Origin of the sequence: Streptomyces sp., from assembly GCF_031181705.1 — a bacterium.
Taxonomy (GTDB): Bacteria; Actinomycetota; Actinomycetes; order Streptomycetales; family Streptomycetaceae; genus Streptomyces.
The window spans coordinates 14428-41417 of sequence record NZ_JAPSKN010000001.1 but is presented as its reverse complement, the minus strand read 5'-3'; the positions used below and the strand labels follow the sequence as shown (position 1 = coordinate 41417).

Sequence of the window (26990 nt, the reverse complement as noted above, 5' to 3'; positions counted from 1 at the left end):
CACACGCCCTCACGCCACAGCGGCGATCCGCATCCGGATGTCCGCCGGCGACAACGCGCCCTTGGCCGTCACATGGTCTCCGGAGGACTCCCCCCGCAACCGCCGCCCGATCCACGGCACCAGGAACTCCCGCGCCCAGTGCACATCGTCCCGCCGCACCTCCAGCGTCCCGCGCGGCGGCAGCGGCGGCCACGGCTGCTCGGGATCGGCCGGCACGTCCAGCCCCAGCACCTGCCCCGCGCGCAGCGCCACGCGCGTGTGCCCCTCGGGCGACAGGTGCAGCCGGTCGGCGTCCCAGGCCCTGCGGTCCTGCAGACTGCGCAGGGACCACAGGTCGAGCACCGGGCAGCCGTACCGGTCGGCGATGGCCCGGACATGCCCGTTGTACGTGGCGATCTTGCCCCGCAGATGCTTGAGCACGGGCACGCCACGCGTGTCGAACCCGGTCGTCACCATCACCGTCCCGGCCACCGCGGTGAGCCGCGCCAGCGCCCGCTCGAAGCGCTCGGCCACCTCGTCCGGGTCGGTGCCGGGCCGGATGATGTCGTTGCCGCCGGCACAGAACGAGACGAGGTCCGGGGCCATCTCGATGGCCCGCGGAACCTGGTCCGCCACGATCTGGTCGAGGAGTTTTCCGCGCACGGCGAGGTTGGTGTACTGGAAGTCGCCCTCGGGCCGGAGGTCGGCGAGCAGGACGGCGAACCGGTCGGCCCAGCCGACGAACGCCCCGTCGGGGCCGGGATCACCGACGCCCTCGGTGAAGCTGTCCCCCACCGCCACGTACGACCCGATCACTGCTCTGCTGTCACTCTTCGAATCGTCTGCCACAGCCGCTCATGATTCACCCTCGAATGTGACCTACGCGACCGTAGGAAAGGGTTGACGGGCGGTGAGATAAGCCACTCCCAAAGTGTTCACCAATTCCGGAATAGCCGACGCGTCAGGGGTGTTGGAGGGTGGGCCGCCAGACCCGGAAGCCACCGATCCGGAAGTGGCTCCGGGCGGTACGGAAGGCGGAGTGACCACCGGTGCACGGCTGCGGGCCGACGTGGTGGAAGACGAGCCGCCCGTTGTTCCACGAGGTCGCCCGGGGAGCGGACGTCGGTGGCGTTCGAGGAACGCGCACACCGAAGGCCGGACCCCGTTCCCCGGGGTCCGGCCTTCGGTGCGTGCCAGGCGTATCAGCCATGCCGGGCAGCTGGTGGCGCGATCGGTCAGCCGACGGAGACGCCGTGGGAGCGCAGGAAGGCGACCGGGTCCACGTCCGAGCCGTAGCCCGGGGCGGTGCGGATCTCGAAGTGCAGGTGCGGTCCGGTGACGTTGCCGGTGGCGCCGGACAGGCCGACCTGCTGCCCGGCCGTCACGGTCTGGCCGGCCGAGACGGACAGCTGGGACAGGTGGGCGTACTGGGCGTAGTGGCCGTCGTTCAGCTTGATGACGACCTGGTTGCCGTACGCGCCGCCCCACCCGGCGGAGACGACCGTGCCCGCGCCGACGGCCTTGAGGGAGGTGCCGGTCGGGACGACGAAGTCGACGCCGGTGTGGTAGCCGCTGGACCACATGCTGCCGGACATGCGGTACGGGGTGCCGACGGTGGCGCCGTCCACCGGCGAGCTGTAACCGCCGGCGTTGCTCTGGGCGGCCGGCTTGGCGGCGGCCGGCTTCGCCGCGGTCTCCGTCCCGGCGGACGATCCGGCGGACGAGGACTTCTTCGCGGACTTCTCCGCGGACTCCTTCTCCGCCTTCTCGGCCGAGGCCTTCGGCGCGGACGGCGCGGACGCCTCGGGGGCGCTCGCGGCGGCCTTCTTGCCGAGGGTGAGCTTCAGGCCCGGGTGGATCAGCGACGGGTCGTCGCCGACGGCGTCCCGGTTGTCGGAGTAGAGCTTCTTCCAGCCGCCACTGACGTTCTGGTCGTCGGCGATCTTCGCGAGATAGTCGCCGGCCCTCACCGTGTAGGTGCGCGCGCCGGTGGCCTTTTCCGCGGCCTTCTTCCCGGCGGCCGGGGCGGCCTGGACGGCCTTTTCCGGAGCCGACTGCGGGGTGGCGGCGTGGGCGCCGACGGCCCCCATGAGGGGAAGGGCGAGAGCGGCTCCACCCGTTCCGGCGACGGCGATGGAGCGGCTGAAACGCTGGGTCTTGGGGCGGCGATGCTTACCCTTGGCGGGCATGACGAATTCCTCTCCGTCGCCTGCGAGGTGAGCTGTCGGGTGCGGGCTGGAGATGCCCGGCCGCGCCAAGGCGCGGCTTAACCCCAAGCCCGTTCCGGGAACCGGAACAGGCGTCTTACCTGTGGGTCCCCCGCTCCTGCCGTACGTCGGGTCAGTGTGTGCGGGCTCCGGGCGGCGGCAGGATTAGGCGTCCGTCCGGATTGGTGTGGAACGTAAGCGACCAGGACGCGACGGGACAAGCTTGCGGTTGCCTGTGAAGGCGTTTTCCTCGACGCGTCGGCACATTTCCCGTCACCGAGCGTGGATTGCGGATCTCCGGATTTCCTCAATCGCCCTGAACAACGCCCTTATTACGTGCACATGGCGACAACGCATCGTCACGGATATGACGATGGTCACGCGCCCCGGCCCCATCTCCTTTACGACCGGGGCACGTTATGACGAAGCGACTGAAGCGCCTTATTCGGACAAGAAGGGCTACTTCCGCTTAAGGCGGACCACGGCGGCGTCCAGGTCTCCGCACAGGCCGACCCGCAGCCCGTGGTGCAGCAGGACGGCCCCTCGGTGCAGTTCGCCCGTTTCGAGACATTCGTACGTTGCCGTCGGATCGACACCGCGCAGCCGGAGCGCCGGAACGGGCTCGCCGTAGCGCTGCGCCTGGAGCCAGGCGAGGACGACGGTCTCGTCGCCGAGGACGTACTGCACGGCGCTCAGTCCGCCCTCCGGGGGCCGCAGCCGGTAGAGGTCACCGCGCTGCACCACGGGGCGGATCTCCTTGTAGCGCCCGACCCACTCCCGCGCCTCGGCGAGCTCCTCCTCCGCCCACTTCGTGAGGTCGCCGCCGACCCCGAGCACCCCGGCCATGGCGCTGACGAACCGGAACCGCAGGGAACTGGCCCGGTGGTTGAGCATGGCGTTCGGGCTGTCGGTGACCCAGGCGGCCATCACGCGCGCGGGATGGATCTGGCTGAAGCCGTGCTGGATGGCGAGCCGGTCGAGCGGGTCGGTGTTGTCGGAGGTCCACACCTGGTCCGTACGGCTCAGCACGCCGAGGTCGATCCGGCCGCCGCCGCCCGAGCAGGACTCGAAGGCCACGCCCGGGTGAGCGGCCCGCAACCGGTCCAGCAGGGCGTACAGGGCGCGGACGTGGTCGACCCAGAGCCGCTGCGGGTAGGGGTCACCGGGCCAGCCGGCGTCGGTGAAGCAGCGGTTGAAGTCCCACTTGACGTAGTCGATCGGGGCGCTGGAGAGGAGCCCGTCGAGCCGCTCCCACAGGTACTCCTGGACGTCCTCCCGGGCCAGGTTCAGCACCAGCTGATTGCGGAACTCCGTCCGGTTTCGTCCTGGTTGGTACTGCACCCAGTCCGGGTGGGCGCGGTACAGGTCGCTGTCCGGGTTCACCATCTCGGGCTCGACCCAGATGCCGAACCGCATACCGAGGCCGTGCACATGGTCGGCGAGCGGCTTCAGGCCGCCGGGGAAGCGGTCGGGGTTGGGCGTCCAGTCGCCGAGCCCGGCCCGGTCGCTGGTGCGCGTCCCGAACCAGCCGTCGTCGACGACGAACAGCTCGACCCCCAGGGCGGCGGCCCGCTCGGCGAGTGCCCGCTGCTGCTCCTCGGAGATGTCGAACCCGGTGGCCTCCCAGGAGTTGAACAGCACCGGCCGGTCCTGCCCGGCGTCCGGGATCACGTACGCCCGCTGGTAGGCGTGCCAGGCGCGGCTCGCCCCGCCGAAGCCGCCGTCGCTCCACAGCCCGGCGAAGACGGGGGTCGTGTACGACTCGCCCGTGCCCAGCGCCAGCAGGCCCGACTCGTCGTGGCCGGCGCCGCCGGTGATCTGCACGCGCGCGTCGGGGAGCTGCGCCACGGAGATCCGCCAGGAGCCGGACCAGCCCAGTGCGCAGCCGTAGACCTCGCCGTGCTCCTCGGTCGCGCCGGTGTCGAGGGCTACCCAGGGCAGGTGCTGGTGGCCGGTGTGGCCGCGCCTGCTGCCGATCACCTTCTCCCCGTAGGTCAGTTCGGAGCGCACCAGCCGGGATTCGGCGCCCCAGCGGCCGTGCAGCTGGGACAGCCGCCAGGTGCCGCGGTCGGGCAGGGTCCAGGTGGCGGAGTCGGCGCGCAGCACCTCGGCCTGCGGCCCCCGGTTGTCCAGGGTCACCCAGCGCTCGACGACGTCCGAGCAGGGGCGCATCCGGTAGTGCAGGGTGATGGTCAGGCCGTCGTCACGGAAGCGCAGGCGCAGCTCGCCGTCCTCGGTGTCGTGTCCCTCGTGGACCCACTCGGTGCCGCGCCGCCCGGCGGTGCGCACGGACAGGGCGGGGCGGACGAACCGGGGGCCGCCCTCGGCCGGGTACTCCTCGCGGCCGTCGAGCGGGGACTCGAAGGGCCAGTACTCCGGCAGCGGGCGCGCGGCGAGGGCCTCGGCGTCGGCGAGGGCGATCCGGGGGCCCCAGTGCAGGTGCAGCAGTTCATGCCGGTCGGTGACATGGAGGGCGTAGCTGCTGGCCGGCCCGGAGAGAACCCAGGTACGCCCGTCCTCGGAGATGTCCAGCATCGAGCCCCCACGGATTCCCACACGCGCGACCAGGTGCGATCAAGCAGCAACATCATCGAGGGCGGCGGGCGCTCCGGGCAACGCCTGTGGACGACTCATTGCCCCTGCCAGGCATGTCGTATGGTCGAGTGGTGCCCGCCGACGAGCCCGCGTCGGCGACGCCGATGGGGAGGAGCCCAGGTGACACAGCAGGTCCCGTCGACCGAGCCCGAGCTGGCCGGAGTGCGCAACTTCCGCGACGTGGGCGGACTGCCGACCGTGGACGGACGGCGGGTGCGGCAGGGCGTGCTGTTCCGCAGCGGCCACCTGGCGCACGCGACCGGGGAGGACGCCGCCTTCCTGGCCACGCTGGGTCTGCACACGGTCTTCGACTTCCGCAACGCCGCGGACCAGAAGCTCGAAGGCCCGGACATCGAGCTGCCGGGCGTGCGCAATGTGAACCTGCCGCTGAGCGACCCGGCCGACGGCGCCGAGTTCTGGAAGATGGTCCGCGACGGCGACCTGGACCAGCTGCGCGCGATCCTCGCGGACGGCAAGGGCGCGGACCGGATGATCGCGTCCTACCGCATGATCATCAAGGACCGCACCGCGGAGCACTCCCGGGTGCTGCACGCGCTCGCCGAGGACAGCGTCCCCGCGCTGATGCACTGCGCGGCGGGCAAGGACCGCGCGGGCCTGTCCATCGCGGTGACGCTGCTGGCCCTGGGCGTCGAGCGGGACGCCATCGTCGAGGACTACCTGAAGTCGAACGCCAAGCACCGCCGCTACAAGGTGCACCGCAGCAGCTCGCACGCCTCGGCCTACTCCCCCGAGGTCATGGAGCTGCTCAGCCCGCTGTTCGACGCGCGCGCCGAGTACCTGACGGCCGCCTTCGACACCATCGAGGAGACCTGGGGCGGCGTCGACCCCTACCTGGAGAAGGGCCTGAAGCTCTCCCCGCAGAGCCGGGAGCGGCTGCGCGAGCGGCTCCTCGACTGAGGCACCGCCCGGCGGCTACTTGGCGCCCACTTCGAACAGCAGGTAGACGAACGCGGCGAAGACGTGCCCCAGGATGAGGTAGACGAGCAGCCGGACCCACAGGGCGCGGGGGAACTTCTCCTCCATGTCGCTCATGACGCGTCTCCGGGGGCCGGCCCCAGGCACAGGGCGGCCGTGGGGCTCTGCAGCAGGGTGTGGACGAACAGCAGGTCGACGCCGTCGTGGTCCTCGGCGGCGATGCGGTGCGGGGTGAGCGAGTCGAAGTGGGCGCTGTCGCCGGCCGCCAGCCGGTGCGTGGTGTCCCCCAGGCGCAGCCGAAGCCGGCCCCGCAGGACGTGCAGCCACTCCTCGCCGGGGTGGACGCGCACGATGTCGCCCTGGGAGCCGTACGGGACGTGGACCCGCAGGGCCTGCATCCCGCGACCGGAGGCGCCGGCCTGCCAGTACGTCCAGCCGCCCGCAGCGGTGGGTTCCATGTCGGCCGCGCGCACGACGGCGTCCCGGCCGGCGACGGTCTCACCGAGCAGCTCGGAGACGGTCGTACCGTAGACGCGGGCGAGCGTGAGCAGCATCGGCAGCGAGGGCTGGCGCTGCCCGGTCTCCAGACGGGAGAGGTGGGCGGGCGACAGTCCGGCGGCGCGGGCCGCGGCCTCCAGGGTCAGGGAGGCCTGGCGCCGCAGGGCCCGCAGCTGCGGCGCGACCGCGGGCAGCGCACCGGCCGGGTCGGCCGGCGAGTCGGCCCCGGGGGGCCGCTCGGTCTCGGAGGAGCTCATGGCTCCATTCAGCCGAAGTCTTGCCTCAGCGGCAAATTTTTTGCCTCTGAGGCAAAGAGGAGTCGTCTCACCGGTTGGCGACCGCCTGCTTGACGAGCGTCTTGCCGAAATCCCACACCAGTCCGCCGTCGTGAGCGTCGTCCATCACGGCCGTGAACGCGTCGACGAACCGGTCCACCTCCCGCTCCCCGATGATCAGCGGCGGGATCAGCTTGATCACCTCCATGTGGTCACCGGAGACCTGGGTGAGGATCCGGTGCCGCTGCAGCAGCGGCACCACCACCATCTGCGCGAACAGTCCCTTGCGCGCGGCCTGGAGCATGGTCCACCGGCTGCGCAGCTTCAGCGACTTCGGCCGGCCGAACTCGATGCCGATCATCAGGCCCCGGCCGCGGACGTCGGCGAGCATCTCGTACCGGTCCGTCAGCGCCGCGAGCCGGGTCCTCAGCCGCTCCCCGGTGGCCCGGACGCCTGCGACGATCTGCTCGTTCTCCATCACCGACAGCACGGCGAGGCCCGCCGCCATGGCCTGCGCGTTCGAGCCGAAGCTCGCCGAGTGGACCAGCACCCGGTCCATGGACGAGTAGACCTTCCTGAAGATCCAGTCCTTGCCGAGCGTGGCGCCGACCGGCACGTAGCCGCCGGACAGCGCCTTGGCCACGCACACCAGGTCGGGTTCCACCCCGTCCTCGTGCTGGTAGCCGTAGAAGTCGCCGGTCCGGCCGAGGCCCGTCTGCACCTCGTCGGCGATGAGCAGCGCCTTGTGCCGGTGCAGCAGCTCCTGGGCGGCGAGCAGGTAACCGGGCGGGGCCTGCAGCACGCCCTTGCCCTGGATGGGCTCGACGATCAGGGCGGCGACGTCGCCCTTCCGCAGCTCCCGCTCCAGCGCGTCGAGGTCGCCGAGCGGCACGGCCGTGTCGGGCAGCAGCGGGGCGAAGCCGTCGCGGAAGGCGGACTCGCCGTTGACGGAGAGGGAGCCGGTGGTCAGGCCGTGGAAGGCGTGCGCGCAGTACAGGATTCTGGGACGGCCGGTGGCGAACCGGGCGAACTTCAGGGCACCCTCGACGGCCTCGGTGCCGCTGTTGCCGAAGAACACCCGGTCCAGGTGCGGGCTGTGCGCCAGCAGCTTCTCCGCGAGCAGTCCGGGCAGCGGCTGGCAGTCGAACCGGGTGAGGTCGGCGAGAGAGGCGTCCAGCACGTCGTGCAGCGCCTTGCGGATCACGGGGTGGTGGCGGCCGAGCCCCATCACCCCGAACCCGGCGAGCATGTCCAGGTAGTCGTTGCCGTCCGCGTCGTAGAAGTAGGCGCCCTCGGCGCGCTCGTAGACCTTGTCGAAGCCGATGGTGTGCAGCATGCGCGGCAGCTGGTGGTTGAGGTACCGGCTGTGCAGCTCGTAGCGCTCGGCCCCGCGCTCGGCCAGCAGCCTGCCGAGGTCGAACTCTGCGGCCCGCGACGACTCCGACGCGGATTCGGCGGTTGTCATTCCTGTGGCTCCTTGGACAGCTCTTTCTTCACGGTGAGGCTCGCGCTGATCCGTCCGGCGATCTCGACGGGCGTCAGGCCGATGTCGGCGAGCACCTCGGCGCGCTTGGCGTGCGCGAGGAACTGCTCCGGGATGCCGAACCGCCGTACGGGCACGTCCACTTCTGCGTCCCCGAGGGCCAGTGCCACGGCCGAGCCGACCCCGGCCGCCCGGCTGTTGTCCTCGACGACGGCGACCATGCGGTGCTCGGCGGCGAGTGCGGGCAGTGCCGGGTCGACGGGCTTGACCCAGCGCGGGTCGACGACGGTGCAGCCGATGCCGCGGGCTTCCAGCAGTTCGGCGGCCTGGAGGCAGACGGACGCCATCACGCCCACGGCCACCAGCAGCACCCGCGGCCCGGGCGCACGGTGCAGCACGTCCAGTCCGCCCACGCGGTCGACGGCGGGGACGTCCGGGCCCACCGACTCCTTGGGGAAGCGCACCAGGGTCGGCGCGTCGTCGACGGCGACCGCCTCGCGCAACTGGGCCCGCAGCTGCTCCGCGTCGCGCGGCGCGGCGATGCGCAGGCCCGGGACGACCTGGAGGACGGACAGGTCCCACATGCCGTTGTGGGAGGCCCCGTCCACGCCGGTGACCCCGGCCCGGTCCAGGACGAAGGTCACCCCGCAGCGGTGCAGGGCCACGTCCATCAGGAGCTGGTCGAAGGCGCGGTTGAGGAAGGTGGCGTAGACGGCGACGACCGGGTGCAGGCCGCCCGTCGCCAGCCCTGCCGCGGAGACGGCCGCGTGCTGCTCGGCGATCCCGACGTCCCACACCCGGTCCGGGAACCGCTCGGCGAACCGGCCGAGACCCACCGGGTGCAGCATGGCGGCGGTTATCGCCACGACGTCCGCGCGCTCCTCACCGATCCGGACCATCTCGTCGCCGAACACGGACGTCCAGGACGGGCCGCCGGCGGGCGAGAGGGGCGCGCAGGTCAGCGGGTCCATCACGCCGACGGTGTGGAAGTGGTCCTCCTCGTGCGCGAGGGCGGGTTCGTAGCCGCGGCCCTTCTCCGTGAGGCAGTGCACGAGGACCGGCCCGTGGAAGCGCTTGGCGCGGCGCAGCGCGGACTCCACGGCCCCGATGTCGTGTCCGTCGATCGGGCCGACGTATTTCAGTCCCAGGTCCTCGAAGAGGCCCTGGGGGGCGAACGCGTCCTTGAAGCCCTTCTTGGCGCCGTGCAGGGCCTCGTAGAGGGTGGTGCCGACCAGCGGGGTGGCCTGGAGCACGTCCCTGCCCCAGGCGAGGACCCGTTCGTAGCCGTCGGTGGTGCGCAGCGTCGCGAGGTGGTCGGCGAGACCGCCGATGGTCGGCGCGTAGGAGCGCTCGTTGTCGTTGACGACGATGATCAGCGGACGGTTCCTTGCGGCCGCGATGTTGTTCAGGGCCTCCCAGGCCATGCCGCCGGTGAGGGCGCCGTCGCCGACGACCGCGACGACGTGCCCCTTCTCCCCCTGCACCTGGCGGGCCTTGGCGAGGCCGTCGGCCCAGCCGAGCGCCGTGGAGGCGTGGCTGTTCTCGATGACGTCGTGCTCGGACTCCTCACGCGAGGGGTAGCCGGACAGGCCGCCCTTGCCGCGCAGCTTGGAGAAGTCCTGGCGCCCGGTCAGCAGCTTGTGCACGTAGCTCTGGTGGCCGGTGTCCCACAGGATGCGGTCGGCCGGCGACTCGAAGACCCGGTGCAGGGCGACGGTCAGTTCCACCACGCCCAGATTGGGTCCCAGATGGCCGCCGGTTCTGGCGACCGCGTGCACCAGGAACTCCCTGATCTCGTCGGACAGTTCCCCCAGTTCGGCCTCGGACAGCGCCTTCAGGTCGCGTGGTCCCCGGATGCTCTCCAGAATCGTCACGCTCGGGCCCCCTTCGGTTCCGTGCTGCTCAGCTCACGGTGACGGCCGGCTCCCCCGGCCCCACGCCGTCCTGCTCCATCTGCTCGGCGAGCTTCATCGCCTCGTCGATCAGCGTCTCGACGATCCTCGACTCGGGGACGGTCGTGACGACCTCGCCCTTCACGAAGATCTGCCCCTTGCCGTTGCCGGAGGCCACCCCCAGATCGGCCTCCCGCGCCTCGCCGGGCCCGTTGACCACGCACCCCATGACGGCGACGCGCAGCGGCACCTCCATGCCCTCCAACCCGGCCGTGACCTCCTCGGCCAGCTTGTACACGTCGACCTGGGCGCGTCCGCAGGAGGGGCAGGAGACGATCTCCAGCCGGCGTTCCCTGAGCCCCAGCGACTGCAGGATCTGGATGCCGGCCTTGACCTCCTCGACCGGCGGCGCGCTCAGCGACACCCGGATCGTGTCGCCGATGCCCCGCGACAGCAGCGCCCCGAACGCCACCGCCGACTTGACCGTGCCCTGGAACGCCGGTCCGGCCTCGGTCACGCCGAGGTGCAGCGGGTAGTCGCACTGCTCGGCGAGCTGCCGGTAGGCCTCGATCATCACGACCGGGTCGTTGTGCTTGACGGAGATCTTGAGGTCGCGGAAGTCGTGTTCCTCGAACAGCGAGGCCTCCCACAACGCGCTCTCCACGAGCGCCTCCGGGGTGGCCCTGCCGTACTTCTGCAGCAGCCTGCGGTCCAGCGATCCGGCGTTGACGCCGATCCTGATCGGGGTGCCGTGGTCCCTGGCCGCCCGGGCGATCTCCCCGACCCGGTCGTCGAACTGCTTGATGTTGCCCGGGTTGACGCGGACGGCGGCGCAGCCCGCCTCGATGGCTGCGAACACGTACTTCGGCTGGAAGTGGATGTCGGCGATCACCGGGATCTGCGACTTGCGGGCGATGGTCGCCAGCGCGTCCGCGTCGTCCTGCGTGGGGCAGGCGACCCGGACGATCTGGCAGCCGGACGCGGTGAGCTCGGCGATCTGCTGCAACGTGGCGCCGACGTCCGAGGTGCGGGTCGTCGTCATCGACTGCACCGACACCGGGGCCCCGCCCCCGACCGGCACCGTACCGACCTGGATCCGCCGCGACGCGCGCCGCCGGGCGACCGGCCGGAGGGGCACCTCGGGGACGCCCAGCGCGATGGCCGTCATGTCCTCACTCCCGGTTCCCGGAAACCGTCTCGCGCATGGCGCGCAGGGACTCCTTCAGCGACCCCATGGTGGCCAGGACGGCGGTGGGCTCGTAGCCGCAGTGCGCCATGCAGTTGGCGCAGCGCGGGTCCTTGCCGCGGCCGTACTTGTCCCAGTCGGTCTCCTCGACCAGCTCCCGGTAGGTCGGCACGTACCCGTCGCTCATCAGGTAGCAGGGGCGCTGCCAGCCGAAGAGGGAGTAGTTCGGGATCGCCCACGCCGTGCACGGGAAGTCGACCTTGCCCTCCAGGAAGTCCAGGAAGAGCGGGGAGTGGTTGAGCCGCCAGCGTCGCCGGTTGCCGCCCGCGAACGCCTTCTTGAACAGCTCCCGGGTCTGCTCCACGCCGAGGAAGTGCTCCTGGTCGGGGGCCTTCTCGTAGGCGTAGGCGGGAGAGATCATCATCTCGTCGACCTGGAGGTCGTCGTTGAGGAAGTTCAGCACCTCGACGATGGTCTGCGGGGTGTCGGTGTTGAAGAAGGTGGAGTTGGTGGTGACCCGGAAGCCGCGCCGCTTGGCCTCCTTGATCGCCTCCACCGCCTCGTCGAACACGCCCTCCTTGGCCACGGACTCGTCGTGCCGCTCGCGCAGTCCGTCGATGTGCACCGCGAAGGCGAAGTAGGGCGACGGCGTGAACTTGTCCATCTTCTTGCGCAGCAGCATGGCGTTGGTGCAGAGGAAGACGTATTTGCGCTTGGCCACGAGCTGACGCACGATCTCGTCGATCTGCGGGTGCATCAGCGGCTCGCCGCCGGCGATGGACACCATGGGGGCGCCGGACTCCATGACCGCCCCCACCGCCTGGGCGACCGGCATCCGCTGTTTGAGCACCCCGGCCGGATGCTGGATCTTGCCGCAGCCCTCGCACTTGAGGTTGCAGGCGAACAGCGGCTCCAACTCGACGATCAGGGGGAACTTGTCCCGCCGCCGGAGCTTCTGTTCAGCCAAGTACGTAGCGACCTTGATGGACTGTCGGAGCGGCATGGCCATCTGGCTCACCTCCTGGGGAGCAGCAAGGAACGGTGCCATTCGAAGAAAGCGGGAAGGACCGAGCGAAGAACACGGAAAGCTGATATTCCACCGCGCACCGTGCCGATCCGGACGAGTTCATGTTCAGGAGCGTCCACGACCACCCGGACGGCCGCAACCGGGCGCTCGCCCGCGCGCACGGCGCTCAGGAGCGTGGCCGCCGACTCCATGTCGACGGCGATCGCGCCGGTCGCGAGCAGGGCGGACCGCTCGTGGCCGCGCACGACGTGGTCGGATCCGGTCAGCGGCCCGGTGTGCACGGTCCGCCCGGGCACCGCCCGGCCCAGCTCCTCGACCAGCAGCTCCGTCCCGACGCAGGGGGTCGTGGAGCGTGGGTCGCGGGTCTCCTCGGCGACCACCAGGTCACCGGGGTGCATGCCGGGCGCCAGGCCCGCGCAGAAGCCGGTGGCCAGCACGGCGGCGTCCCGCAGGGCCGGGCCGGCCAGCACCCGGGCGACGGCCCGCTCGGCCGCCGCCGGTCCCATACCGGTCCGCAGCACGGTGACCGGACCGCCGGCGCCGCCCCGCCCGCCCGCGCGCAGGGCGAACTGCTCGATGCCGAGCGCGCAGGCGATCAGCAGCGGGGCCGGGCCGGGCTGTGCGCCCATCAGTCCCCCTTGACCCGGCCGGCGAGGGGTTCCCCGTGGAGGTACCGGCCGAGCGCCGTCAGCGGGAAGACCTGGCGGTAGAGGTGGTAGTTGATCGAGAAGTCCCAGGGGAAGCCGGTGCCGGTGAAGTAGGGCTCGTCCCAGGAGCCGTCCTCCCGCTGGGTGGCGGCGAGCCACGCGACGCCGCGTTCGACGGCCTTGGAGTTCCGCTCGCCCGCCGCGAGCAGCGCCATCAGCGCCCAGGCCGTCTGGGAGGCGGTCGAGGCGCCCCTGCCGCTCCACCGCGCGACGTCCTGGTAGGAGCGCAGGTCTTCGCCCCAGCCGCCGTCGTCGTTCTGCACCGACTCCAGCCAGGCCACCGCCCGCCGGATCGCCGGGTGCGCGGCGGGGATGCCGGCGGCGACCAGGGCGGGGACGACCGACCCGGTGCCGTAGACGTAGTTGACGCCCCAGCGCCCGAACCAGGAACCGTCCGGTTCCTGTTCGGCCAGCAGCCATTCGATGCCGCGCCGGGTGCGCGGGTCGTGGGCGAGGCCCTCGGCTGCGAGCATCTCGACGACGTGCGCGGTGACGTCGGCGGAGGGCGGGTCGATGACCTCGCCGAAGTCGCAGAACGGCAGCCGGTTGGGGAAGGGGCTGGTGTTGTCGGCGTCGAAGGCGGCCCACGCCCCGTTCCTCGACTGCATCCCGAGCGTCCAGCGCAGGCCCCGGCCGATGGCCCCCTCGACCCGCTCCGGGTCGTGGTGGGCGATCCGGCGCAGCGCGAGGATCACCTCAGCGGTGTCGTCGATGTCGGGGTAGTTGTCGTTGTGGAACTCGAACGCCCAACCGCCGGGCGGCAGTTGGGGCCGCCGTACCGACCAGTCGCCGGGCCGGACGATCTCCTCGCCCAGCATCCAGTCGGCCGCCTTCACCAACTGCGGGTGGTCGGCGGGCAGTCCGGCGTCGACCAGCGCGATCGCGGCGAGGCAGGTGTCCCACACCGGCGACTGGCAGGCCTCGATCATCCGGGCCCCGTCCTCGCGCCACACGGCGAACCGGTCCAGGGACGCGAGCCCTTCGCGCATCACCGGGTGCTGGAGGTCGTAGCCGAGCAGGTGCAGGGCGATGATCGAGTACACGGCCGGGGGCTGGATGCCGCCCCAGCAGCCGTCGTTCTCCTGCCGTTCGATGATCCAGCGGGCGGCGCCTCTCATGGCGGCCGCGCGGAGTCTGCGCGGAGCGACCTTCCGCAGGGCGTGCAGGCCCCTGTCCATCCGCTGGAAGGCGCCGTCCCAACTGAGCGCAGGCGCCAGGGGTTTGGCCGGGTTCGGGTGCCGCGGGTCGGTGTGCAGCTCGTCGAGCGGGAAGGGCGCGGGCCGGACCGGGCGCTTCGCGGAGACGACCGTCAGCGGGACGATGGTCTGGCGGGCCCAGCAGCCGAAGTCGTAGATGTTGAGCGGCACCCACGTGGGCAAGAAGATGAGCTCCGGCGGGAGTTCGGGCAGGTCCTCCCACTTCCACCAGCCGAACAGGGCCAGCCAGATGCGGGTGAAGACCCGGGCGGCGGCGATGCCGCCCCGCGCGCGGATCCAGGCGGAGGCCTTGGCCATGTGCGGGGCGTCCGGCGCGTCCCCGGCCAGGCGGAGGGCGACGTAGGCCTCGATGGTGGTGGAGAGTTCGCCGGGGCCGCCGTGGAAGGTGGCCCAGGTGCCGTCCTCGCGCTGCTCGCCGCGGATGAAGAGCGCGGCGGCCTGCGTGGTCCTCTCGTCGCGGATACCGAGGAACTGACGGAGCAGCAGATCCTCGGCGTCCATCGTGACGTTGGTCTCGAGGTCGCCCTTCCACCAGCCCTGGGCGTCCTGGCGGGAGAGCAGGAAGTCGGTGGCCCGCCGGGCGGCGCGGGCGGCGGCTTCGGGCACCCCGGCCGCCCCGGGGGTGTGCGTGTCGGTGTCGCTGGCCGCGGCGGCGCGGGGTGGCAGGGCCCCGGTGCTTCCGTCGGTCGTCGCTGTCATGGCTTCCCCTTCGTGCAGTGGTGCAAGGTGTGCAGCTGCTGTGGGTCCGCCGTCGGCCGGTGCTCCGTGCTGGCTCGCGGCACCGGCCGGCGACTACGCGAGGGTTATTCGGCCGATAGTGATCATCTCTTCCGTACGACGACGAAGTCCGCGAGCGCCGTGAACTGTGCCCGCACCCGGTCGGGCATGTCCACGGCGTCGAGGGCCTCGAGGGCGATGGTGTGCTGACGGCGTGCCTCGTCGGCGGTCCACTCGCGGCCGCCGGCCTCCTCGATGAGGGCGGCGCGGGCCGCGAACTCCTCCTCGGAGAAGTTCTCGAAGTCGCTGGCCTTGGCGTCGGCGGCGAGGATCTCGCCGAGCCGCTCCGAGGCGGGGCCGCCGGCCGCGAGCGCGGCGACGACCGGCAGGGACTTCTTGCGCTGGCGCAGGTCGCTCCAGGTCTGCTTGCCGGTGGAGACCGGGTCGCCCCAGATGCCGAGCAGGTCGTCGACGGCCTGGAAGGCGAGGCCCAGGTGGTAGCCGTACTTCTCCAGCGTGTCGGCGGTGCGGTCGTCGGCGCCGCCGAGGACGGCGCCGATGGAGCTGGCGCAGGCGAGCAGGGCGCCGGTCTTGTTGCCCTCCATCTCCAGGCACTCCTCGACGCTGACGCGGTCGCGGTGCTCGTAGGAGATGTCCTGGGCCTGGCCGTCGATCAGGGCGCGGGTGGCGGTGGTCAGGCGGCGGGTGGCGCGGCCGGCGTCGACGGTGCCGAGTTCGAGGAGCACCTCGCCCGCGAGGGCGAACAGGGCGTCGCCGACCAGGATGGCCTGGGCGGGGCCGTGCACCTTCCACACCGTGTCGCGGTGGCGGCGCTGTTCGTCGCCGTCCATGAGGTCGTCGTGGAGGAGGGAGAAGTTGTGGACGAGTTCCACGGCGACGGCGCCGGGGACGCCGGTCTCGGGAGCGGCTGACATGACCTCGGCGGACAGCACCGCGAGGGCGGGGCGCACGGCCTTGCCACCGTCGCCCTCGGCGGGCCTGCCCTGGGCGTCGATCCAGCCGAAGTGGTAGGCGGCGACCGTGTCCATGGGGGGTGCCAGACGGTCGACGGCCGCCCGCAGCACCGGAGTGGCCAGGGTCCGGCCGCGCTCCAGCAGCGCGGTCACGTCCACCGCCTCGGCAGTCCTCGAGGCCGGGGGCACAGTGGGCACAGTCTCTCCTCTTGTTGCGGTACCGGGGGTGCGGGGGCCGCCGCCCGCCGCGCCGGCCTGGGCCGGCATCACGCCGCCTCCTCGAAGTCGAAGAGGTGACGGGGGCGGGGCCGGCCCAGGGCGCCCAGCACGGCGTCCGCCGCGCTCACACCACTGCGGACCGCACTCTCCATGGTCGCGGGCCACCCGGTGGCGGTCCACGCTCCGGCCAGGCACAGGCCGGTTGCCTTGGTGCGGGCGCCGGGCCTGAGGCGTCCGACGCCGGGGGTGGGAGCGAACGTCGCGGTGCGCTCCCGGGTGACGAAGAAGTCCTTCACCCCGGCGCCCCGGGTCAGCGGCAGCAGCCGCTCCAGCTCGGGCAGGTACCGCTCGCGCAGGACGGCGACGGGCGCGTCGATCTCGTCCTGGGCCGCCGACTGGGACAGGGCCAGGTACTGCCCGGAGCGCAGTCCGGACGCCTCGGTCCGGTCGAACACCCACTGGACCGGCGTGCCGAGGGCGGTGAGGAAGGGCCGGGCGAGGACCTTGCGGTCGTACACCACATGGACGTTGAGGATCGGCGCGGTGCCGATCTCCAGGAGCCGCTCGGGCGCGTCGAGGGCGCCCTGGGGAAGCAGGTCGTGCGCCTCGCGCTGCGGTACGGCGAGCACGACGGCGTCGGCGCCGAGCGTCTCGCCGGGAACCTGGACGCTCCACCCGCCGTCCACGTTCCGGGAGACGGAGCTGACGCGGGTACGGACCTCGGTGCGCACGCCCGCGGAGTCCAGGGCCTTGCGGGCCAGCCGGTCGTGCAGGTCGCCCAGCGGGACGCGCGCCCAGCCGATGTCGGCCGCGCCCGGGTCGGACAGCAGACCGGTCTTGAACACCATCGCGGCGAGCCCCAGGGAGGCCTCCGACGCGACCGCGTTGAGCGTGGCGACGCCGACCAGGTCCCACAGTGCCTCGACGGCGCGCGGCGACTGGCCGTGCGCCGCGAGCCAGCTGCCGAAGTCCTGCGTGTCGAGCGCCGGGTCGGCGAGGTCGAGCCCTTTCAGCGCGAGCGCCGCCCGGCCCACCCGGGCACGCTCGGCCAGCGACAGGTGCGGGTAGGTGGCGAGGCTGCGGCCCAGGTGCAGGGGCACGGGCAGCGCGTCGCGCCGCAGCCTGCCGAGCCGCCGCCCTTCGGGCCGCGCGAGGTCCACGACGGGGACGTCGAGCCGGTCCTGCAGCGGGGCCAGCGCCGCGCCCTCGATGCGGTCGAGGAACCAGCGGTAGGCGGTGCAGCAGCGCAGGTACACGTGCTGGCCGTTGTCGACGGTGAGGTCGCCGCGCTGGAAGGAGAAGGCCAGGCCGCCGAGCCGGGGCCGGCCCTCCAGCAGGGTGACGCGCACTCCGGCGTCGGCGAGCGCGAGCGCGGTGGTGACGCCGGCGAGCCCGCCGCCCACCACGACGGTGTGCCGGCCGTCCGCGACCGGTCCGTGGGACCGTGTGCTCATCACGTGCCCTCCCCTGTGCGGCGGCCGTGCTGCCCGGACCGTGCGCGGCCGGCCGTCTGTGTCAGGGACGCGGGCCCCGGCCGGAGGGTTGCCCGCCGCTTTCCGCCGAGGGCGGTGCCGCCGGTCATGCGCGCCTCCTGACGGCCTGTCGGGTCACGTGCCGGGCGTCCAGGCCGGACAGCCCGCGCACGGCGACGTACGCCTTCTCCCGGCCGGGCAGCGAGACCCGGCCGCGCAGCACGGCCTCGGGGTCGCGCTCGATGCGGTCGAGCAGGCGGCGGTAGATGCCGGCCATGGCGGCGACGCAGGCGCCGCTGCGTCGGTCGAGCATGGGCAGCAGCCGGTAGCCCTCGGCGAAAAGAGCGCGGGCCCGTCGCACTTCGAAGTGCACCAGGCCCGCGAAGTCGGAGCCCTCGGGTGGCTTCGGCCCGCTGAAGCCGGCCGAGCAGCCGAACTTCGCGAGATCGTCGGCGGGCAGATAGGTACGGCCCCCCACGGCGTCCTCGCGAACGTCCCGGAGGATGTTGGTGAGCTGGAGCGCGAGACCGAGCGTGTCGGCATACTCGGGCGCGCGCTCGACGCCGCGCGCCCCTGGTTCGGTGCCGAACACGCCGAGCGAGAGCCGCCCGATGGCGCCCGCCACGCAGCGGCAGTACACCTTCAGGTCGTCCCAGGTCTCGTAGGTCTCGCCGCGGACGTCCATGAGCACGCCGTCGATGAGTTCGTCCAGGCCGCCCAGCGGGATCGGGAACCGCCCGGCCGCGTGGGTGAGGGCGACCGCGACCGGGTCGGTGTCGTCCTCGTCGACGCCGCCCTCGCGGATCCGGGTGAGCAGCGCCCGGGTCTCCTCCAGCCGGGCGACCTTGACGTCGTCGGCGAGCGCGCCGTCACCGATGTCGTCGACCCGCCGCGAGAACGCGTACAGCGCCGACATCGCCCGGCGCTGGGCCGTCGGCAGCAGCCGGATGCCGTAGGCGAAGTTACGGGCCTGCCGCCCGGTGACGACCTCGCAGTAGCTGTAGGCGGCGAGTACCGGCGGGGACGCGTGCGGTTCCGACTCCACGGTCCGGATCACCCCTCTCCTCGCAGGATCACGCCCACCTCACGCAGCAAGCGGACCTTGCCGGGCTTGGGCGGGCCGGGAAGTACGTCGTAGTCGGCGGCGGCGATCGCGTGCAGAGCCGCCCTCCCTCCCGCCACGAACCCGGCGAGCAGCAGCTTCAGCCTGCCGTGGACGCTACCCACCAGGGGGGCGCCCTCGTTCAGCAGATCCCGGGCCCGTTGCGCCTCGTACGCGATCAGCGCGCGGACCGGGGCCCCGGCGGTGTCCGCGGCGAGATCCGCCTCCTCGACGTGGAAACGCTTCAGGTCGGCGGCGGGCAGGTACACCCGGTCCCGGCCGAGGTCCTCGGCCACGTCCTGGAGGTGCTCGACGATCTGCAGGGCGGTGCAGATCATGTCGGAGCGGCGGATCCGCTCGGGCGTGGAGGTGCCGGTGACGGCGAGAACGAGACGCCCCACGGGGTTGGCCGACAGCTCGCAGTAGGCGAGCAGGTCGTCGTAGGTCTCGTAGCGGCCGACCACCTGGTCCTGGCGGTTGGCGGCGATCAGGCCGAGGAACGGCTCGGGGGTCAGGCGGCGGCGGCGGACGGTCGGCTGCAGGCGGCGCAGCAGCGGGTGACGGGGCGTGCCGTCGAAGACCCGGCGCAGGTCGGCCTCGAACGCGTCGAGCAGGACCAGCCGGTCCCCGGCCTCCTGCGGGGAGACCCCGAGCAGCCGGGCGTCGGCGCCGCCGGGGGCGAGATCGCCGTCGCCGATGTCGTCGACGAGGCGGGCGAAGCCGTAGACGGCCATGAGGTCGGTGCGCCAGGCCCGGGGCAGGAAGAAGGGGGCCACCGGGAAGTTCTCGCCTGCGGCCTTGTCGAGGGTGCCGCGCTCCGGGTCGAGGGCGCGCGCCGTGCCGGTTCCCGTCACCGCCGGCTGCCCGGCGCGGGGACGGCACGTGCTGCGTGGAGCTGGGGAGTTTCCGTAGCCATCGCCGTCACATCTCCCGTTCTACACTGCCGACCCAATACGCACTATTTCGGACACGCCGCCCGGCCGTCCGCGAGGCGACCCGACGAGCGGTGTCGCGCATTATCGCCCTGATTGCCGTCTTTCGGGACCGGTACAGCTTACGTTGTACAACGCATCGCGGATCGCCTGGGTGTCCTGCACATCACGAGAACACACCGATTGGCCCCAAGCTTCCTGCAAAGGGCCGGAGTTGACGTTTCCTTTGCAGACGCGGGGCCCCGCCGGAACAAGTTCCGCCGGGGCCCTGGCCGAGCCGGGCTACTTGTTGGTGAACTTCTCGTACTCCTTGAGCACCTCGTCGGTCGGGCCGTCCATGCGCAGTTCGCCGCGCTCCAGCCACAGGACGCGGTTGCAGGTGTCGCGGATGGACTTGTTGTTGTGGCTGACCAGGAACACCGTGCCGGCTTCCTTGCGCAGCTCCCGGATGCGGTCCTCGGAGCGCTTCTGGAACTTGCGGTCGCCGGTGGCCAGCGCCTCGTCGATCATCAGGACGTCGTGGTCCTTGGCCGCGGCGATGGAGAACCGGAGCCGGGCCGCCATGCCGGAGGAGTAGGTGCGCATGGGCAGGGTGATGAAGTCGCCCTTCTCGTTGATGCCGGAGAAGTCGACGATGTCCTGGTAGCGCTCCTTGATCTCCTCGCGGGACATGCCCATGGCCAGCCCGCCCAATATGACGTTGCGTTCGCCGGTGAGGTCGTTCATCAGGGCCGCGTTGACACCGAGCAGCGAGGGCTGGCCGTCGGTGTAGACCTTGCCCCGCTCGGCGGGCAGCAGGCCCGCGATGGCGCGCAGCAGGGTGGACTTGCCGGAGCCGTTGGAGCCGATCAGGCCGATGGCCTCGCCCCGGTAGGCGACGAAGGAGACCCCGCGCACGGCGTGCACCGTGCGCACCCCGCGCGCGGTGTCGTCGGAGCCGCGCCTGAGGATGCGGCTGAGGGCGGCGGTGGCGCTGCCCTTGCCGGTCTTGGCGCCGTTGACGCGGTAGACGATGTGCAGATCGTCCGCGATGACGGTGGGGATCTTCGCGTCCTGCTTCTGCTCAGCCACGGCCGTACCTCTCCTCCGCCTTCCAGAAGTACACGAAGCCGCCGAGGGCGAACAGCACGGCCCAGCCGCCCGCTACCGCCCAGACGTGGTCGGGCAGGTACTGCGAGCCGTAGTCGTCGATGAGCGCGAAGCGCATCAGGTCCATGTAGATCGCGGCCGGGTTCCACTGCAGGACGTTGGCGATCCAGGCCGGCTTGTCCTCGAGGAAGATCGGGATGGAGAACATCACGCCGGACGCGTACATCCACGTCCGCATCACGAACGGCATCAGCTGCGCGAGGTCGGGGGTCTTGGCGCCCGCCCGGGCCATGATCAGCGCGAGGCCGGTGTTGAAGCAGAACTGCAGGACGAGCACCGGCACGATCAGCGCCCAGGACAGGTCCGGGTAGTGGCCGAACCCGATCGCCACGGCGAACAGCACGATCATCGAGAACAGCAGCTGCTGCAGCTGCTGCAGCGCGAACGAGATCGGCAGCGAGGCGCGCGGGAAGTGCAGGGCGCGGACCAGGCCGAGGTTGCCGGAGATCGCGCGCACGCCCGCCATCACCGAGCTCTGCGTGAAGGTGAACACGAACACGCCCGTGACCAGGAACGGGATGTACACCTCGCGGGACATGCCCCGGTCGGCCTCCAGCAGCAGGCCGAAGATGAAGAAGTACACGGCCGCGTTGAGCAGCGGCGTGGCCACCTGCCACAGCTGGCCGAGCTTGGCCTGGCTGTACTGCGCGGTCAGCTTCGCCTGGGAGAAGGCGAGGATGAAGTGCCGCCGTCCCCAGAGCTGACGGACGTACTCGATGAGGGACGGCCGGGCGCCGCTCACGCTCAGCCCGTACTTGGCGGCGAGCTCCCTCGCCGTGAGGCCCTCGTCGGGCGCCGCGGGCGCGCTCACCGCGACCGTGGCGTCGTGCGTTGTCTCACTCACTAGTGGAAACTTTCGTCTTCGAGATGCGCGGCCTGTGCGGGCCTGGCATGAGCCGGGGGCCGGGGTACGGCCCCTCCCGGATGCTCCCGGACGCTCGCGGACACGAGCTTGTCAGATGACGGGCGGCCGGCCCAGTCGGGTCAGCCGCCACACCGTACGCCACTTCATGGGCCGGCGGGGCCCGCAGGGGGTGGCCCAGCCCTCGCGGAATCCGCCGAACCAGGCCCGCAGCGCACGGCGGGAGGGGCGGCGCAGGAGGGTGAGCAGCAGCCACACGCCGAGGTAGACCGGGACGAGGAGGGCGGGGAGGTTGCGGCGGGCCAGCCAGACCCGGTTGCGGGCGACCATCCGGTGGTAGACCGCGTGCCGCGAGGGGGCGGTCGTCGGGTGGTAGAGCACCATGTCGGACCGGTAGTCGATCATCCAGCCGGCGTCGAGGGCCCGCCAGGCGAGGTCGGTCTCCTCGTGGGCGTAGAAGAACGCGTCGGGCAGGCCGCCGACGTCGGCGAAGACGCGGGTGCGGACGGCGTTGGCGCCGCCCAGGAAAGTGGTGACCCGGGAGGAGCGCATCGGGTCGGCGGCGCGCAGCCGGGGGACGTGGCGGCGCTGGGTGACACCGGTGTCCGGGTCGGCTATGCGGAAGCTGATGATGCCGAGCTTGGGGTCGGCCTCGAACGCCTTGCGGCACAGTTCGGCGGTGTCGTGGCTCGCGAGGAGCCCGTCGTCGTCGAGGAAGAGCAGGATGTCGACGTCCCGGCCGGCCGGGCCGAAGGCCTCGATGCCGACGTTGCGGCCGCCGGGGATGCCGAGGTTCTCGGGCAGCTCGATCGTGCGCACGCCCTCGGGGACGTCCGGTACGGGCGAGCCGTTGCCGACCACGACCACCTCGACCGGGTCGCCGTCCTGCTTGGCGACCGAGTCGAGCAGGGCGCGCAGCTCGTCGGGGCGGTTGCCCATGGTGATGATGACGGCGCCGACCTTCATGCCGCTCACTTCAGCCTGCTCGAAGCGAGGATGGAGACGAGGTGCAGCAGCGTCTGCACCAGGGCGATGCCGGCCAGCACCGCCACGCCGAGCCGGGAGAAGAACAGGTCGCCGCGGGTGTGGTCGACGATCGCCAGGACAAGGATCAGCAGGGACGCCTCGATGCCGAGGATGAGGCGGTGGAACTTCAGGAAGGCGGCGGCCTTGCGGGCCAGCGCCATGCCGGAGGAGCGCATCTCGGCGGCGGCCTCCTTGACCGGCGGCTTGCCGGCCTGGTGCCGGGCGACGCCCACGAGGTCGGTCTCGGCCTTGATGAGGATGGCGCCGAGGGCGGCCAGGGTGCCGAGGAAGGCCCACAGCCAGTCGATGCGGCCGCTGCCCCACAGATCGGCGGCGCGCAGGCCGAAGCCGGTGAGCACGGCGGCGTCGGTGAGGTAGGCGCCGACGCGGTCCAGGTAGACGCCGTTGAGCGAGTACTGCTTCTTCCAGCGGGCGATCTCGCCGTCGACGCAGTCCAGCAGCAGGTACATCTGGACGCACACGACGCCGAGCACGGCGCCCGGGATCCCCGGCACGAGCAGTGCCGGGGCCGCGAGCACACCGAAGACGGTCATCAGGTACGTGAGCTGGTTGGGCGTGACCCTGGTGTTGACCAGGTAGCGGTCGACCCGCAGGGACACCTCGCGCATGTAGAGGCGTCCCATCCAGTGCTCACCGCTGCGCCGGTCCTTCACCCCTGCGGGGTGAACGACGGGGCGTAGTTCAGCTACCGATGGCCTTGACATAGTCGGTGTAGGTGTCCTTGATCTGTTCGGTGTTCAGGTCGAGGTGTTCGAGGATGGTGTAGCGGCCGGGGCGGGTCTCGGGGGCGAACTCGACGACCCTGACGAACTCGTCCGTGGTGAAGCCGATCTCGTCCGGCAGCACGGGCAGACCGTGGCGGCGCAGCACCTCGGCCATGTACGCCGACTGCTCGTGCGCCCCGCGCAGCCACATCGCGAAGGCCGCGCCGAGACCGCACTGCTCGCCGTGGGCGGCGGCCCGCTTCGGGTAGAGCAGGTCGAAGGCGTGGTTGATCTCGTGGCACGCCCCGGAGGACGGCCGCGAGTCACCCGACACCGACATGGCGATGCCGCTGAGGACGAGCGCCTCGGCGAGCACCTGGAGGAAGTCGTTGTCCCCGATGCCGCCCGGGTGCCGCAGCACGGCCTCGCCGGCCTGGCGGGCCATGGCCGCGGCGAGTCCGTCGATCCGTTCGCCCTTGACGCGGCCCGCCAGCTCCCAGTCGGCGATCGCCGAGATGTTGGAGACGGCGTCGCCGATGCCGGCCCGGACGAAGCGGACCGGGGCCTCGCGGATGACGTCGAGGTCGATGACGACCGCGATCGGGTTCGGCACGCCGTAGGAGCCGCGGCCCGCGTCGTTGTCGAGGGTGGCGACCGGCGAGCACAGGCCGTCGTGCGCGAGGTTGGTCGGCACGGCGACCAGGGGCAGCCCGACGCGTGCCGCGGCGAACTTCGCGCAGTCGATGATCTTGCCGCCGCCGAGGCCGACGACCGCGTCGTAGTGGCCGGCCTTTATGTCACTGGCCAGCCGGACCGCGTCGTCGAGGGTGCCGCCGCCGACCTCGTACCAGGTGGCGCCGGGCATGCCGGGCGAGATGCGCTCGCGCAGCTTCGCGCCCGAGCCGCCACTGACGGCGACGGCGAGACGGCCGGAGTGCGAGATGCGCTCGTCGGCGAGGACGCACGCCAGGTCGTCGAGGGCACCGGGGCGGATGTCCACGACGAGCGGCGAGGGGATCAGCCGCGTCAGTACTGGCATGCGATCTCCCGTCCACGGGCGAGATCGTCGTGGTTGTCGATCTCGACCCAGCTGACGTCGCCGATGGGTGCCACGTCGATGCGGAAGCCGCGGTTGACCAGCTCCTGGTAGCCGTGCTCGTAGAACTGCTGCGGGTCGGTCTCCCAGACGGCCTTGAGCGCGTCGGCGAGCTCCGGGGCCGCGTCGCCCTCGATGAGGGTGACGCCGATGTACTCGCCGGTGGCCTCGGCGGGGTCCATCAGCTTGGTGATCTTCGTCATGCCCTTGGCCGGGTCGACGACGACCTTCATCTCCTCGTCGGCGAGCTGCTTGACCGTGTCGAGCGCGAGGATGATCTTCCTGCCCTCGCCGCGGGCGGCGAGCAGCGTCTTCTCGACGGAGACCGGGTGGACGGTGTCGCCGTTGGCGAGGATCACGCCGTCCTTGAGGGCGTCACGCCCGCACCACAGGGAGTAGGCGTTGTTCCACTCCTCGGCCTTGTCGTTGTCGATGAGGGTGAGCTTGAGGCCGTACTTCCGCTCCAGCGCCTCCCGGCGCGCGTAGACGGCCTCCTTGCGGTAGCCGACGATGATCGCCGCTTCCGTGAGGCCGACCTCGGCGAAGTTGGCGAGGGTCAGGTCGAGAACCGTTGGTTCGCCCTCTATGCCCGCGGGCCCCACCGGCACCAGCGCCTTGGGAAGGCTGTCGGTGTAGGGGCGCAGACGCCGTCCGGCGCCGGCCGCCAGCACGAGGCCGATCATGCGGGTTCTCCTTCATCGTGTACGGCGGGTGCGCCGCCCTTGTGGGCGGCGACCCAGAAGCGGATGCTCTCGACGAGCACCACCAGGGCCACGGCCACGGCGAGGACCATGAGCGCGACCGTGAACTGCGGGGCGGCGAGCAGCGCGGCGAGGACGGTGACGAGCAGCGTCCGTCCCTCGTGCCCCCCGATGGAACGCACCAGCCAGGCGGGGGGCGCTCCGGCGTCGCCGCGGATGCGGTACACCGTGTCGTAGTGATGGTAGGCGACCGCGGCCACCAGCCCGAAAGCCGCAGGAAGGGCTCCGTTCACGTCCGCCCGGGCCGCCAGCACCAGGACGGTGCCGTACTCGGCGGCGCGCAGGAACGGGGGCACGAGCCAGTCGAGGGCGCCCTTGAGGGGGCGGGCGACGGCGAGGCCCGAGGCCAGGGCGTAGGCGAGTGCGGCGACGACCGGCCAGGGCCCGCCGAAGCCGGTCACCGCGGACGTGAGGACGACGGCGAGGCCGCCGAGGAGGGCGACGGCGGGTGCGGTGAAGCCCGGCAGCGAGCGCGCGGGCCTGCGCAGCGCCTCGGCGATGCCCTGGGCGAGCGGGCCGCTGTCCGCGAGGTCGGCCAGGGCGCGTGCCGCCCGGTCGGTGCGCTGCGCCCGGCGGGTGAGGGAGCGCAGTACCCGGCCCGCCGTCGTGTACGTCGCCGCGAACGCGCAGCCGGCGAGCAGGGCGTAGAAGGTGACGCGGGGGGTGGTGAGGGCCGTGAGCACCGCGATCATCGCCCAGCGTTCGCCGATGGGCAGGACGATCATGCGGCGCACCCAGACCGTCCAGCCGACGCTGTCGAGCTTGTCGGACAGGGCGGCGGTGGGGCTGGTGTTGGCGGTGGCGTCGTGGTTGGCCTCGTTGAAGGAGAAGTCCACGACGTGCCGGCAGGTCTGCAGGACCATGGCGCCGAGGGCCAGGGCCCAGACGTCGTCGCCGCCGCGCGCGGCACCGAGGGCGAGGCCGGCGTAGTAGGCGTACTCCTTGGCCCGGTCGAAGGTGGCGTCCAGCCAGGCGCCGAGCGTGGAGTACTGCAGGGAGTAGCGGGCGAGCTGGCCGTCGGTGCAGTCGAGCACGAAGGAGGCGATCAGCAGGACACCGGCCGCGACGAAGCCGCCGCGGGTGCCGGTGGCCGCGCAGGCCGCCGCTATGAGGGCGGTCAGCAGCGAGGCGGTGGTGACCTGGTTCGGGGTCAGGCCCCGGCGGGCGCACCAGCGGGCGAGGTAACGGGAGTACGGGCTGACGCAGAAGGTGGTGAAGAAGCCGTCGCGGGCCTTCACGGCCGACTTCAGGCGTACGGCCTCGTCGTCGACGTCCGCGACCGCCTGCCGGGCCTCGTTGCGGGCCTGCGGGTCGACGGGGACGGCGGCGACCAGGGTGCCCAGCTCGGGGCGGTGCACGGCGGTTCCGTCGGCGTCCAGGGCGGTGAGGACGCGGTCGGCGAGGCTGTCGACCAGGGTGGTGCCGCCGCCTGAGGAGTTCTCGCGGGCCATGGCCCGGGTGAGGGCCTGGCGGCCGGCCGGGCGGGCGGTCACGGCGCCGGGGATCGCGGCGAGCGGGAAGCGGGGGTCGGTGAGGCCGAGGCGCAGTGCGTGCACGTGCCCCACGAAGCGGGCGTCGACCAGGGCGACCCGCTCGTCGCCCGGCACCTCGGCGAGCAGTGTCTCGGCCTCGGCGGCGTCGGCCGCGACCCGGACGTCGAACCCGAGGGACCGCAGGTCGCCCTCGATCGACGATCCGGGGACCGGCTGACCGGTGAGGATGGCGGTCGGCAACCGAATTCACTCCCTGGTACCGACGCGTCCGCGCCGGTGGTGTGCACGATGGGGGCGCCCGTGCCGGTGACTGCCGGGCGGCTGTCGGCAGAGGCTATCGGATGCCGGGAAGGGCGTGTTCACCACCCGTTCGGCGGATGGATCGACGCAGTTCGCCCGAGCCCTTGCCGCGATCATCATCGTGGATCCGGGGGCCGCCCCACAAACCGCGCTTCCCGTA

The 26990-nt window shown here is 71.9% G+C and carries 24 protein-coding genes, 1 pseudogene and 1 riboswitch; of the genes and pseudogenes, 1 reads left to right on the top strand and 24 read right to left on the bottom strand.

Going from position 1 to position 26990, the window contains the following annotated elements; all coding sequences use genetic code 11:
* Window positions 1–9: 9 nt before the first annotated feature.
* The 4 genes and pseudogenes from RIN80_RS00190 to RIN80_RS00175 form a co-directional block, all read right to left on the bottom strand.
* Window positions 10–795 carry an SGNH/GDSL hydrolase family protein gene (locus tag RIN80_RS00190; protein WP_309093446.1) on the bottom strand — a complete coding sequence of 262 codons (786 nt, stop codon included), beginning with the start codon at window positions 793–795 and terminating at the stop codon, window positions 10–12.
* A gap of 145 nt (window positions 796–940) precedes the next feature.
* A pseudogene (locus tag RIN80_RS00185) lies at window positions 941–1078 on the bottom strand (Tat pathway signal sequence domain protein); the annotation flags it as partial.
* A gap of 136 nt (window positions 1079–1214) precedes the next feature.
* A complete protein-coding gene (locus RIN80_RS00180) occupies window positions 1215–2168 on the bottom strand; it encodes a LysM peptidoglycan-binding domain-containing M23 family metallopeptidase (RefSeq protein ID WP_309093361.1) in 954 nt (317 codons plus the stop codon).
* Between the two features lie 4 nt (window positions 2169–2172).
* Window positions 2173–2335, bottom strand: a riboswitch (cyclic di-AMP (ydaO/yuaA leader).
* Between the two features lie 310 nt (window positions 2336–2645).
* On the bottom strand, window positions 2646–4721 hold the full coding sequence (locus RIN80_RS00175; RefSeq protein WP_309093360.1) for an alpha-galactosidase: 2076 nt from the start codon (window positions 4719–4721) through the stop codon (window positions 2646–2648).
* 180 nt (window positions 4722–4901) lie between these two features.
* Between RIN80_RS00175 and RIN80_RS00170 the strand changes: the two genes are divergently transcribed.
* The gene (locus RIN80_RS00170) at window positions 4902–5699 is read left to right on the top strand and encodes a tyrosine-protein phosphatase (protein ID WP_309093359.1); all 798 of its coding nucleotides are present in this window, start codon (window positions 4902–4904) and stop codon (window positions 5697–5699) included.
* A gap of 15 nt (window positions 5700–5714) precedes the next feature.
* Here RIN80_RS00170 and RIN80_RS00165 read toward each other — a convergent pair whose 3' ends face one another.
* The 20 genes from RIN80_RS00165 to RIN80_RS00075 all read right to left on the bottom strand — a co-directional run bounded on the left by RIN80_RS00165 (window position 5715) and on the right by RIN80_RS00075 (window position 26770).
* On the bottom strand, window positions 5715–5834 hold the full coding sequence (locus RIN80_RS00165; RefSeq protein ID WP_309093358.1) for a DUF6126 family protein: 120 nt from the start codon (window positions 5832–5834) through the stop codon (window positions 5715–5717).
* Entirely contained in the window at window positions 5831–6472 is a 642-nt protein-coding gene (locus tag RIN80_RS00160) for an XRE family transcriptional regulator (RefSeq protein ID WP_309093357.1), read from the bottom strand. The genes RIN80_RS00165 and RIN80_RS00160 overlap by 4 nt, the downstream gene beginning before the upstream one ends.
* A gap of 67 nt (window positions 6473–6539) precedes the next feature.
* Entirely contained in the window at window positions 6540–7955 is a 1416-nt protein-coding gene (locus tag RIN80_RS00155) for an aspartate aminotransferase family protein (protein WP_309093356.1), read from the bottom strand.
* The gene (gene dxs, locus RIN80_RS00150; RefSeq protein ID WP_309093355.1) at window positions 7952–9847 is read right to left on the bottom strand and encodes a 1-deoxy-D-xylulose-5-phosphate synthase; all 1896 of its coding nucleotides are present in this window, start codon (window positions 9845–9847) and stop codon (window positions 7952–7954) included. The genes RIN80_RS00155 and dxs overlap by 4 nt, the downstream gene beginning before the upstream one ends.
* A 28-nt stretch (window positions 9848–9875) precedes the next feature.
* Complete coding sequence (gene ispG, locus RIN80_RS00145; protein ID WP_309093354.1) at window positions 9876–11033, bottom strand: flavodoxin-dependent (E)-4-hydroxy-3-methylbut-2-enyl-diphosphate synthase; 1158 nt, start codon at window positions 11031–11033, stop codon at window positions 9876–9878.
* A gap of 4 nt (window positions 11034–11037) precedes the next feature.
* Window positions 11038–12060 carry an adenosyl-hopene transferase HpnH gene (gene hpnH, locus RIN80_RS00140; RefSeq protein WP_309093353.1) on the bottom strand — a complete coding sequence of 341 codons (1023 nt, stop codon included), beginning with the start codon at window positions 12058–12060 and terminating at the stop codon, window positions 11038–11040.
* 5 nt (window positions 12061–12065) lie between these two features.
* On the bottom strand, window positions 12066–12707 hold the full coding sequence (locus RIN80_RS00135) for a 1-hydroxy-2-methyl-2-butenyl 4-diphosphate reductase (protein ID WP_309093352.1): 642 nt from the start codon (window positions 12705–12707) through the stop codon (window positions 12066–12068).
* Entirely contained in the window at window positions 12707–14701 is a 1995-nt protein-coding gene (gene shc, locus RIN80_RS00130) for a squalene--hopene cyclase (protein ID WP_309093351.1), read from the bottom strand. Before shc ends, RIN80_RS00135 begins: the two co-directional genes overlap by 1 nt.
* A gap of 122 nt (window positions 14702–14823) precedes the next feature.
* On the bottom strand, window positions 14824–15960 hold the full coding sequence (locus tag RIN80_RS00125) for a polyprenyl synthetase family protein (RefSeq protein ID WP_309093350.1): 1137 nt from the start codon (window positions 15958–15960) through the stop codon (window positions 14824–14826).
* On the bottom strand, window positions 15960–17366 hold the full coding sequence (gene hpnE, locus RIN80_RS00120) for a hydroxysqualene dehydroxylase HpnE (RefSeq protein ID WP_309093349.1): 1407 nt from the start codon (window positions 17364–17366) through the stop codon (window positions 15960–15962). Before hpnE ends, RIN80_RS00125 begins: the two co-directional genes overlap by 1 nt.
* The gene (locus RIN80_RS26525; RefSeq protein WP_375141574.1) at window positions 17366–17494 is read right to left on the bottom strand and encodes a DUF6380 family protein; all 129 of its coding nucleotides are present in this window, start codon (window positions 17492–17494) and stop codon (window positions 17366–17368) included. Before RIN80_RS26525 ends, hpnE begins: the two co-directional genes overlap by 1 nt.
* Entirely contained in the window at window positions 17491–18441 is a 951-nt protein-coding gene (gene hpnD, locus RIN80_RS00115) for a presqualene diphosphate synthase HpnD (protein WP_309093348.1), read from the bottom strand. The genes RIN80_RS26525 and hpnD overlap by 4 nt, the downstream gene beginning before the upstream one ends.
* A complete protein-coding gene (gene hpnC / locus RIN80_RS00110) occupies window positions 18438–19340 on the bottom strand; it encodes a squalene synthase HpnC (protein ID WP_309093347.1) in 903 nt (300 codons plus the stop codon). Before hpnC ends, hpnD begins: the two co-directional genes overlap by 4 nt.
* A 360-nt stretch (window positions 19341–19700) precedes the next feature.
* A complete protein-coding gene (locus tag RIN80_RS00105) occupies window positions 19701–20489 on the bottom strand; it encodes an ABC transporter ATP-binding protein (RefSeq protein WP_309093346.1) in 789 nt (262 codons plus the stop codon).
* Complete coding sequence (locus RIN80_RS00100) at window positions 20482–21411, bottom strand: ABC transporter permease (protein ID WP_309093345.1); 930 nt, start codon at window positions 21409–21411, stop codon at window positions 20482–20484. The genes RIN80_RS00105 and RIN80_RS00100 overlap by 8 nt, the downstream gene beginning before the upstream one ends.
* A gap of 111 nt (window positions 21412–21522) precedes the next feature.
* On the bottom strand, window positions 21523–22395 hold the full coding sequence (locus tag RIN80_RS00095; protein WP_309093445.1) for a glycosyltransferase: 873 nt from the start codon (window positions 22393–22395) through the stop codon (window positions 21523–21525).
* A gap of 5 nt (window positions 22396–22400) precedes the next feature.
* On the bottom strand, window positions 22401–23180 hold the full coding sequence (locus RIN80_RS00090; protein ID WP_309093344.1) for a CDP-alcohol phosphatidyltransferase family protein: 780 nt from the start codon (window positions 23178–23180) through the stop codon (window positions 22401–22403).
* A complete protein-coding gene (locus RIN80_RS00085; protein WP_309093343.1) occupies window positions 23158–24219 on the bottom strand; it encodes an iron-containing alcohol dehydrogenase family protein in 1062 nt (353 codons plus the stop codon). The genes RIN80_RS00090 and RIN80_RS00085 overlap by 23 nt, the downstream gene beginning before the upstream one ends.
* The gene (locus RIN80_RS00080) at window positions 24207–24959 is read right to left on the bottom strand and encodes a phosphocholine cytidylyltransferase family protein (protein WP_309093342.1); all 753 of its coding nucleotides are present in this window, start codon (window positions 24957–24959) and stop codon (window positions 24207–24209) included. The genes RIN80_RS00085 and RIN80_RS00080 overlap by 13 nt, the downstream gene beginning before the upstream one ends.
* The gene (locus RIN80_RS00075) at window positions 24956–26770 is read right to left on the bottom strand and encodes a DUF5941 domain-containing protein (protein WP_309093341.1); all 1815 of its coding nucleotides are present in this window, start codon (window positions 26768–26770) and stop codon (window positions 24956–24958) included. The genes RIN80_RS00080 and RIN80_RS00075 overlap by 4 nt, the downstream gene beginning before the upstream one ends.
* Window positions 26771–26990 lie beyond the last annotated feature (220 nt).